The organism is Catonella sp. (assembly GCF_052169795.1).
GTDB lineage: Bacteria > Bacillota > Clostridia > Lachnospirales > Lachnospiraceae > Catonella.
In genome coordinates this window covers 1-8,825 of record NZ_JBQNBU010000080.1, presented here as the reverse complement: position 1 = coordinate 8,825, position 8,825 = coordinate 1, and the positions used below count along the sequence as shown (strand labels likewise).

The following is an 8,825-nucleotide window of genomic DNA, read 5'->3' as shown; positions in this document are numbered from 1 at the left end:
TACTCTGTATCGGGAGTTTATTCTCCTATGCGCCAAATAAGACTGAGATTTGAAATGTGGAACTTTTTTAAAGCAAATACCATATCCGTACTTACCTTTCCTGTTTTACTTTATTTATTAAAAGAAAGTGATATTTCACGTTCTTTTATAAGTATTTTTTATGGAGTAAATGTTTTTTTCGGTTGGACTTTTCGTTTCTTCCTAAGAAAACTTCTCCATGCAGCGAGGAGAAAGGGCTTTAACCAAAAACATATGCTTATAGTCGGATATAGTTCTGCTGCAGAAAGTTATATTGACAGGCTCATATCAAATCCACAGTGGGGATATGAAATTCTAGGTATCCTAGATGATGAAAAAACAAAGTATTCTGAATATCGCAGCATAAAGGTACTGGGTAATATTTCAGAACTTGAAAGTATATGCTCTCTTCATAAGCTGGATGAAATAGCCATTACTCTAAGACTTCGTGACTATAACAAACTTGAAAATATAGTTGCAATCTGCGAAAAAAGTGGAGTACATACACAGTTTGTACCCGATTACAACAATGTAATACCTACAACAGCTCACACTGAAGATATAGATGGACTTCCTGTCATAAATATAAGGAATGTTCCTCTTAGCAATTCTTTCAATAAATTCATAAAAAGAATAGTTGACTTATTTGGTGCTTTATGCATGCTTTTAGTTTTCGGAATACCTATGCTGATTGTAAGTATACTCATCAAACTTACTTCACCGGGACCTTTAATTTTCAAGCAAGTAAGGATAGGACTTCATAACAAAGAATTTAATATGTATAAATTCCGTTCTATGAAGCTTCAAGACTCCGGTGCTGAAAAAAGGGCTTGGACAGTTAAAAATGACCCCAGAGTTACCTGGATAGGAAGTATAATAAGGAAAACCAGTATTGATGAACTGCCTCAGGTATTCAATGTACTAAAAGGTGATATGAGCCTCATAGGCCCAAGACCTGAGCGCCCTTTCTTTGTAGAAAAGTTTCAGGAAGAAATCCCACGCTACAATGTAAAACATCAAGTACGTCCCGGTATAACCGGCTGGGCACAGGTAAACGGATTTAGGGGCGATACCTCAATAAGAAAACGAATAGACTGTGATTTATACTATATAGAGAACTGGTCATTGGGATTAGATTTTAAAATACTATTCCTTACATTTTTTAAAGGTTTTATCAACAAAAATGCTTATTAAAAAGTACAAAAAAGTGCTGTCGCCTAAAAATAAACTATTTAAGTAGCAGCACTTTTTTACATTTATAATCATTCTACTATTGTCTCATATACTCTTTGAGCCGAATTTCCATCCGTCCACTTATAATATTTTCTTACAAACTCATCTCTTTTTAGCTTAAATTCTTCACCTTCTTCGCCCGACAAATCATTGTTTATTTTTTTACCTAACTCTTCTTCTGAGACAGGTATAATTCCCGGAAGTTCCTTAGTATAGTCTAAATAAAATCCTCTTCCTTTCAAACCAAACTCTACAATATCATCAGCATAAAAATACATCGGTCTGTCAAGTATACAATAATCAAAAATCAATGAAGAATAATCTGTTATAAGACCATCTGCAACCGCCATAAGTTCATTTAAATCAGGGTAACCGGATACATTAAATATCCTGTCTCCTAAATCACTATTATTAAATAAGCTGCTTACAAACGGATGAAGTCTCAAAAATATTATGGTATCATTACTAAGACTTCCCACAAGCTTCATAATATCAAGGTGTAATTTAGGCTCTTTCACTTCTTCATCCCTAAAAGTGGGTGCATATAAGATTATTTTTTTATCTTGTAAAACAATATTTGTAAAGTGTGCAATTTTATTCCTTATATCATCAAGTCTTCTTGTTTTTTCTCCATCATTAACAAGTCTTAATAGCCAGTCCGTCCTTGGAAGTCCCGTTGCATACACTTTTGACTCATCAACTCCAAACGCTCCTGCATATTGATTAATCATTATATCAGAATTAACAATAAGAGAATCAATATTGCTGTTTATCCTCTGCTCCAACTCCTTAATCCTACCGGTATTGCTGTCCTGCCCAAATTTTTTAATACTTCCTGTCCCATGCCAAAGCTGAACTACCTTAGTTTTTTTTCTAACCTTAAAAAAAGACATTGGCATAAAAGCATTGTCCATAAGAATAAGCTCAGCACGACTCATTAAAAACGGCACCACAAAAAGGAGATGAAAAACTGCCCTTCTCTCCTCTTTTGTAATATAATAAAATTTATAATCTCCACTCTTTCCCATATATCCTGTCAATGCCATAATATTCCCTGTTGGGGAACTATCATGTGTCATAACCGAAAAAACAAAATTTTTAGCAACAGGAAGTAATGAGCCTAACTTATAATTTACTGCAAACAATGCGTATGTAAGTTCTTTAATATTCATTGGTCAATTATCCTAGCTATTATATATTTAATATAAACTGATCCTGCTTTTTATAAAATACAACTAATCCTACTATAACACTCGATAGAGCTATGATTACAGAATACCACAGACTCCAACCGTCAATCGGACTTCCATAAATTGCATTTCTAAAGTTGGCTATACAGGCATAAACAGGATTATACTGAATTATCCAGCCATAACCATTTTTAATCACTTTTGCAGGATTATAAAATATTGCTGACGAATACATAATCAACATAAGCATTACATCCCAAAGATATTCCAAATCCCTAAAAAATACAGCCATTGTAGCCAGTATCATTCCTACACCTATTGTCATAAAGAAAAGTGTCACAAGTGGTATTAATGCAGCAAATATATACTTTGTAGGATATACTCCTAACACCAGTGAAACTACAACCAGTACTGATAATGATATTAAAAATATCAGATAATTTGCTACAATAGATGAAAATGGATATATGTATTTAGGAACATATACCTTCTTAATTATTGAAGCATTACTCCTTATAGACTTGCAGGCAGCTTTAGTTCCCGTTGAAAAAAAGCTGTACAAAAGTCTTCCTGAAAGCACATATATAGGAAAAGATCTGTCACTCTTTCCATAAAATCCCGAAAACACTACTGTGAGTACTATCATTGTCAAGAGCGGCTCAAGTAAGGTCCATAAAATACCCAAATATGATTTTCTATACTTTAATTTAATATCTTTTTTTACTAATTCAAAGATTAAAAATCTGAATTTTTTGAAATTTTTAATTACTCTCAGCAAAATTTTCCTCCACAAATACATTATTCATCCACATTCTCAATATTATCTTTGGTATCTTCTCCGGTATTTGATTCTAAACTTCCATCGTCTTTATCCTGAGACATATCACCATTTTCTATTGCTGAGTTTGTAGGTACATCCACTGCACTTTCTGAAACCGTACTACCTGAAGAGTCCTCTTTACCTGTAACTTTGATTGTTACTGCCTTATCCGTTTCAACTTTTACTCCATCAATATCCTTAAACTTTACAACATAAGAATAGCTTCCTGCTTCTTTTATATTTGCTAAATCTATATAAGGAGCAAGACTGGAAATTTCAATATCTTTTAATTTATCAGATAAACCGCTTAATGTTACTTTAAGCCTTTCCGGCTCTGTAAATTCATAATTAAATCTATCCGACTTATTATTCAAGCTTATTTCTGAAGTCAAAAGTTCAAATTCTTTAGTACCCAACCTGACAATATTGCATTTAGCATTTACAACGACATCCTTATCTACCAAATACAACCCTTCCTTTATAAATTCAGAAATATTTATTGAAAGTTCTAAATCTGTAATTTCATCAGTTACATTAATAGGAAGTTTTATACTGTTAAGCTTTGCAAGAAGTTCTGCAGGACCTGCCACCGTAACCGATTTAGGCTCATAATCAATGCTTTGTACAGAATATCCCTTATAAGGCTCCCCGGTTGTTTCCACAAAAATAGCAACATTCTTTGTCTGATATACATTAACTGCCACTTTTACCGGATTATCCGAAAACTTCAGACTTCCGGTGGTAATTTCATTGCCATCAGCATCATAAGCCTTAGGCTTCCCTTCTGCATAGAAAGAACTGGAAGCTCTGTCTATATCAGCCTTAACTTTAACAACGGCTATTTTTTCAACAGATTTCTTACCGCCGCTTACAGTTATAAGATTAGGACTCGCAATGGCTTCACCCACATAATATCCCGACTCCGGACTTCCTGACTTATCTACAGTTACAGGAAATTGTTTTTTTACAAGGTCTTCAAGCCTTACTGCTAAAAGTTTTGCATTTCCTATAATCATAACTTCTACATTATCAGACTTGGTGCATACTACATCAATATTAGCATGATAAGTAGGTGACAGTTTAGATACATCGGCTGTTGCTTTAAAATCTGAAGCTCTTAAGTTTTTAATCAAACTCGCATTTGCCTTCACTTTTATTGTAATGGTGTCTCCTTCTATTACTTCATATACCTTGCCGGAAGATGCTATTGAGTCACCATTTATAATATCTACTCCCAATGTAAAATTAGTAGTAGCCGCCGGATCATAGGTATACACAACTAAAATCCATAATATAATTGCTATAGCTACCGAACCTAGTTTAAGTCCTATATTTTCAGTAAACAGGTTTTTCATAATCATTCATCTCCATCCTGCTTATTACGAAACAGATGTTTTCTAACCTTCTGCCATTTTAATTTAGTTTCCTGAGCAAAAGGATCCAGCTTCTGAAATTGAACCAGTTCAGACTTAAGCCTTCCACCATCTACATTTCTAATTATCTTACCATCCTGAGCTAGCGAAACCTTTCCTGTCTCCTCAGAAACTATTATAGTAAGGCTGTCTGTGACCTCACTTACTCCCACTGCCGCCCTATGCCTTGTACCCAGTTCTTTACTTAGGGACATATTTGCAGATAAAGGTAAATAACAGGTAGCAGAAACTATCCTGTCACCTTTCATAATAACTGCCCCATCATGAAGCGGAGTATTATGCTCAAAAATATTTATCAAAAGCTGACTGCTGACAATTGCATCAACAGGAATTCCACTTTTTTCATATTCTATAAGACTTGAGTTTTTCTCTATAACAACAAGTGCTCCTGTCTTGTTTCTCGCAAGTTCAAAAGAGGCTTTGACAAGTTCTTCTATGGTTCTGTCAGAAAATCTGTTATTGTCATCTGCATCAGACAAACTGATAAAATTTGGAAACAATTTTCTTTTACCAAGTTCCTCTAAAGCTCTCCTAAGCTCCGGCTGAAACAAAATTACAAGTGCAATTATACCAACACTTATAGTATTTCTTATTATCCACAAAATAACATCAAACTGCATCAATGCTGCAAACATTGAAAACGCAAGTAGAACAAGCAACCCCTTAAATAAAGTCCATGCTCTTGTATATTTTACCCATTTTATAATATTATAAATTATAAATGCTAAAATAAGTATTTCTAAAACATCAGTAATTTTAAACGCAGGCAAAGTAAGCCAAGTAAAATAATCACTTATTGTTTCTATAATTGTTTCCATCTAATACTCATTCCTTCCCTGCTTCTTCATTACCATTAATTTTAAGGATATTTACATCCGGGGTTGTAACTGAAAGCTTAGGTACTGCTGTAACATAGTAAAAATAATCATCATCATCAAACTGTAAATGTTCAATTGAGCTATAGTCTAAAATATAATTAAAAAACTGTACTACAAAGGATAATATTCCTGATAAAATAGTTCCCAAAAGTACCCATAAAATATCTGTTTTTACATCAAATAACAGTCCTCCAACTATCATAACTATCAAATTAGCTATCATACCGGATATTATTCCCAATATATAAGAATGTGATACCGCAAGTTTTCTAGATATATATGTAGCAAAAAATATAACTACTGCAGCAACTATCATTAACATCATAAGTCTATTCTCAATAAGTGACTTTATTACAAAAATATATGTCTGCAAATTATCTTCAATCTGAACACTTCCTGCTGACATTTTTATAGCCTCTTTAATCACTCCAAAAAGGATTGATACTATAATTCCCGGAATCATAGCAAAAATTGCAATCGGAGTACCTATAAGTCCTAGGGCAAGAGGAACAAGTGCCTCAAGATGGAAAAATGACAACACCGGAATCGCAATAATAAGCAAACTATATCCCGGTGCAAGACGCATAAGCATAAAGTACAATATTGCAATAATAACAATAAAAATTAACGATAAAAACATCGAAGCAGAATATATATGCAATATCATTAAAGCACCTGCAAAAAATACCGTAACTCCCATAGGAAGAAAGGCTGATGCCGCTGAAAGCAATACCAACATAGAGACACTTGTAAATTTTTCATTATATCCCAGCTGTCCGTTTATAAGTAAAAATGTCAAAAAAGCTGTAATAAATCTAAGTACGGGAATTATTGCCATATTATATTTTTGCAGTACTTTTTTTATACTATCTCGTATTAAAAGAAGCTGTATCATTAATTGTCCCCCTCCATTTCTTCATAATTAATTCGATCCAGTTTTGACATTAATTTACTATATTTTATAAATCTTTTTTTGCTCCTGTCAAAAGAATAGGTAGAGTAAAACAATGTAAATACCAGATAAATTACAATGACAACAAGGTAGATACCAAGAATTTTTGTCCCTAATAATTTATAATCCAGTTTAGTTGCATTTTTTATAAGATATTCAAGATTATAGAGTATAATCAATCCTAAAATCAATGCATAGCCAACTGTTACACTTGCTGCTGTTTTTAAAATCTCCCACCTTATATAATCAGACTTAAAGAAACTCATTTTTTTTAAGGCTGCCTTACCCTCAGATGAATTTTCAAACACAGCCATCTTTGACATAAGGCTCACTTTATCTTTTACTATCATGCAATACCTCTAATTTTTATTTTTCATCAAGTTTTTTTTGATAAAGTTCTGCTATATCACCGGCATTTCCATAAGCTAAAAGCCTTCCTTTCTCTAAAAGGATAGCTTTATTACAAAGATCTAAAACCTGATCAATTGAATGTGATACAAACAAAACGGTAACATTATTTTTTATCATTGACTTCACCTTTTTGGTGCTTTTTTTTCTAAATTTAGCATCCCCGACTGAGAGAACTTCATCCAAAATAAGTATATCAGGCTCTACTATAGTCGCAATAGCAAATCCAAGTCTTGATTTCATACCTGATGAATAATTTTTTACCGGTACATTAATAAAATCTCCCAGTTCTGAAAATTTAACTATTTCATCAAATTTTTCATTTAAAAATGCCTTAGAATATCCAAGCATAGCCCCATACAAATATATGTTCTCAGCACCTGTATATTGTTTATTAAAGCCGGCTCCAAGCTCCAGTAAAGGTGCAATATTACCTGAAATCTTTACCTTACCTTCGGTAGGTTTCAATACGCCTGAAATTACCTTCAAAAGTGTACTTTTTCCTGCACCATTTAGTCCTACAATCCCTACCCTATCACCTTTATTAATCTTAAACGAAATATCTTTTAATGCCCAGAATTCTTTGTAATTCAGTTGCCGTGTTATTAATTTTATAAAATAATCCTTAAAATCATCTACTTTTTCGGAACTCATATTGAATTTCATTCCTACTTTTTCTACTTCAATCGCAAATTTGCCCATTACCTTATTCCTTTTAACATACTCTAAAAGATAATTTTACCACTATTTCATCTATGTATCAAGCTACTTAATGAGTTCTTTTAATTTAATTCCTTCAGGTGTTATGGCAAGACCTCCCCTTGCAGTTTCCTTAAATCTTGAATTTAAGCTGTCTCCAACATCTTTCATCGCATCTATAATCTGATCCGGCGGAATTCTTACCACTATGCCTGCAAGTGCCATATCAGCTGCTGAACAGGCATTTACAGCTCCAATTACATTTCTTTTCACGCATGGAACTTCAACTAATCCGGCAACCGGGTCACACACTAAACCCAGCATATTTTTAATAGCAATACCTGCAGCTATGATCATCTGATTTGGTGTTCCACCTTTTAGATATACAAGGGCAGCAGCACCCATTGCCGCCGCAGTACCCATTTCAGCCTGACAGCCTCCTTCAGCACCGGAAATAGAAGCTCTTTTGGCAACCACCTCTCCTACACCGGCTGCTACAAAAAGTGCCCTTACCATCTCATCATCTGATACCTTATATTCATCATAAAAAGGCACAAGCACAGCAGGAAGCACTCCACAGGAACCGGCAGTAGGTGCTGCAACTATTCTTTTCATACAAGCATTTGATTCAGATGTTTCAATAGCTGCCTGTATTACCCTTGCCATATAGTCTCCACAAATCGTTTCACCCTTAACTCTATATTCCTGCATTTTCAAGCCATCTCCACCAACAAGCCCACTTCTTGATTTAAGGGCAGGATCATAAGTCCTTGCTCCCTCCAGCATAGCCTTCCACATAACATGCATCTTAGCTATTCCTTCATCCTCAGTAATTCCTGTATCAGAAGCATCTTCCCTAATTATAAGGTCTGGAAATGCTATATTTTCATATTCACAGACTGACACAATTTCTTCAAGCGAATCATACATAAGTTACTCTAAGTACTCCTTTCAGATTCTCAACTTCTTTTATAAGTTCAGGCGACATTTTTTGATCCATCTCTACAATCATAACTGCTGTACCACCTCTCTTATTGCGATAAAGCTGCATATTTGCAATATTAAATCCACTCCTTGATAAAGTTCCTGTAACTGCTGCTACATGTCCCGGAGCATCAATATTGTTTACTATAAGTGTTGGCAGACTTCCTGAAAAATTAACCTCTATCCCATCTATTTTATTTACCTTTATTC

The 8,825-nt window shown here is 34.1% G+C and carries 10 protein-coding genes; 1 reads left to right on the top strand and 9 read right to left on the bottom strand.

What is annotated here, in order from left to right:
• On the top strand, positions 1–1,212 hold a 1,212-nt coding region (locus tag ACTTKP_RS09865; RefSeq protein WP_442553736.1), incomplete at its 5' end, for an undecaprenyl-phosphate glucose phosphotransferase.
• A gap of 68 nt (positions 1,213–1,280) precedes the next feature.
• Here the strand turns inward: ACTTKP_RS09865 and ACTTKP_RS09860 are convergent.
• The 9 genes from ACTTKP_RS09860 to ACTTKP_RS09820 all read right to left on the bottom strand — a co-directional run.
• The gene (locus ACTTKP_RS09860; RefSeq protein WP_442553735.1) at positions 1,281–2,423 is read right to left on the bottom strand and encodes a CDP-glycerol glycerophosphotransferase family protein; all 1,143 of its coding nucleotides are present in this window, start codon (positions 2,421–2,423) and stop codon (positions 1,281–1,283) included.
• 19 nt (positions 2,424–2,442) lie between these two features.
• Entirely contained in the window at positions 2,443–3,219 is a 777-nt protein-coding gene (locus ACTTKP_RS09855) for an ABC transporter permease (RefSeq protein WP_442553734.1), read from the bottom strand.
• A 20-nt stretch (positions 3,220–3,239) separates the two neighbouring features.
• Positions 3,240–4,622 (bottom strand): CdaR family protein, encoded by a 1,383-nt coding sequence (locus ACTTKP_RS09850; protein ID WP_442553733.1) that lies wholly within the window; start codon positions 4,620–4,622, stop codon positions 3,240–3,242.
• Positions 4,619–5,512, bottom strand: coding sequence for a diadenylate cyclase CdaA (gene cdaA / locus ACTTKP_RS09845; RefSeq protein WP_442553732.1), 894 nt, complete (start codon positions 5,510–5,512; stop codon positions 4,619–4,621). The genes ACTTKP_RS09850 and cdaA overlap by 4 nt, the downstream gene beginning before the upstream one ends.
• A gap of 7 nt (positions 5,513–5,519) precedes the next feature.
• On the bottom strand, positions 5,520–6,467 hold the full coding sequence (locus tag ACTTKP_RS09840) for a hypothetical protein (protein ID WP_442553731.1): 948 nt from the start codon (positions 6,465–6,467) through the stop codon (positions 5,520–5,522).
• The gene (locus tag ACTTKP_RS09835; protein ID WP_442553730.1) at positions 6,467–6,874 is read right to left on the bottom strand and encodes a hypothetical protein; all 408 of its coding nucleotides are present in this window, start codon (positions 6,872–6,874) and stop codon (positions 6,467–6,469) included. Before ACTTKP_RS09835 ends, ACTTKP_RS09840 begins: the two co-directional genes overlap by 1 nt.
• Before the next feature lie 16 nt (positions 6,875–6,890).
• Positions 6,891–7,634, bottom strand: coding sequence for an ABC transporter ATP-binding protein (locus ACTTKP_RS09830; RefSeq protein WP_442553729.1), 744 nt, complete (start codon positions 7,632–7,634; stop codon positions 6,891–6,893).
• A 63-nt stretch (positions 7,635–7,697) separates the two neighbouring features.
• Positions 7,698–8,561: an L-serine ammonia-lyase, iron-sulfur-dependent, subunit alpha gene (gene sdaAA / locus ACTTKP_RS09825; RefSeq protein ID WP_442553728.1), complete on the bottom strand. Its 864-nt coding sequence runs from the start codon at positions 8,559–8,561 to the stop codon at positions 7,698–7,700.
• Positions 8,554–8,825, bottom strand: a 272-nt coding sequence (locus ACTTKP_RS09820; protein ID WP_442553727.1) for an ACT domain-containing protein, incomplete at its 5' end; no start/stop codon positions are given. The genes sdaAA and ACTTKP_RS09820, both read right to left, overlap by 8 nt.

Bases quoted from the DNA above. Each gene is read 5' to 3' on its own strand.
- ACTTKP_RS09860 (WP_442553735.1), bottom strand. From the start codon at position 2,423: ATGAATATTAAAGAACTTACATACGCATTGTTTGCAGTAAATTATAAG.
- ACTTKP_RS09850 (WP_442553733.1), bottom strand. From the start codon at position 4,622: ATGATTATGAAAAACCTGTTTACTGAAAATATAGGACTTAAACTAGGT.
- cdaA (WP_442553732.1), bottom strand. From the start codon at position 5,512: ATGGAAACAATTATAGAAACAATAAGTGATTATTTTACTTGGCTTACT.
- ACTTKP_RS09840 (WP_442553731.1), bottom strand. From the start codon at position 6,467: ATGATACAGCTTCTTTTAATACGAGATAGTATAAAAAAAGTACTGCAA.
- ACTTKP_RS09835 (WP_442553730.1), bottom strand. From the start codon at position 6,874: ATGATAGTAAAAGATAAAGTGAGCCTTATGTCAAAGATGGCTGTGTTT.
- ACTTKP_RS09830 (WP_442553729.1), bottom strand. From the start codon at position 7,634: ATGGGCAAATTTGCGATTGAAGTAGAAAAAGTAGGAATGAAATTCAAT.
- sdaAA (WP_442553728.1), bottom strand. From the start codon at position 8,561: ATGTATGATTCGCTTGAAGAAATTGTGTCAGTCTGTGAATATGAAAAT.